This is a genomic window from Bradyrhizobium australafricanum, assembly GCF_020329495.1.
Taxonomy (GTDB): domain Bacteria; phylum Pseudomonadota; class Alphaproteobacteria; order Rhizobiales; family Xanthobacteraceae; genus Bradyrhizobium; species Bradyrhizobium australafricanum.
The window spans coordinates 1-662 of sequence record NZ_JAGKJL010000210.1 but is presented as its reverse complement, the minus strand read 5'-3'; the positions used below and the strand labels follow the sequence as shown (position 1 = coordinate 662).

Sequence of the window (662 nt, the reverse complement as noted above, 5' to 3'; positions counted from 1 at the left end):
CCGGGCGGCTTGTTCTTCTTGTCGACGGCGAAGCGGTCGGTGAACTCGGCACCGTTGTCGGTGAGGATAGTGTGAACCTGGTGCGGAAAATCAGCCAGGAAGCGCTTAAGGAAACCGGTCGCGGTCGCTCCGTCCCGCCTGGAATGGACCTCGACAAAGACGTAGCGGGTGGCTCGGTCGATGGCGACAAAGGCATAGCTGGTGCGGCGCTGCAGTGCCGGCAGATACTTCACGTCGATATGGATGAAGCCGATACTGGCATTCTCGAAGACGCCGGCTTTGGGCTTGTCAGGCTTGGCAAGCCGGCTGATGCCATTGCGCTGCAGGCAGCGGTGAATAGCACTACGGGACAGCTTGGCGTTGATGCATCGCCGCATCACCTCAACGATGTCATCCAGCGGCAACTGCAGCGACGTCCGCAGTTCACAAACGGCCCTTTCTTCAACCGCGGAGAGGCTGGTCGTGAGGTTCTTCGGCCGGTGCGAGCGGTCTTCGACCGTCGTGCGGCTGCGCCAGCGATAAATCGTGGTCTCGCTGACCCCCAATTCGGCCGCCAACTGAGCGACCGACTTCCGGCTGCGCTGGATGTAGGCACGTGTCTTCGGCGTCGTCGTGGCGTTCGCGTGCAAGCTCAGTTCCATGACACGAGGCGCTCCCTAACA

The 662-nt window shown here is 61.5% G+C and carries 1 protein-coding gene; it reads right to left on the bottom strand.

The window, feature by feature from the left end; genetic code table 11:
• A partial coding sequence (locus J6525_RS46610) for a DDE-type integrase/transposase/recombinase (RefSeq protein ID WP_225649634.1) occupies window positions 1-641 on the bottom strand: 641 nt, incomplete at its 3' end.
• Window positions 642-662: the final 21 nt, after the last annotated feature.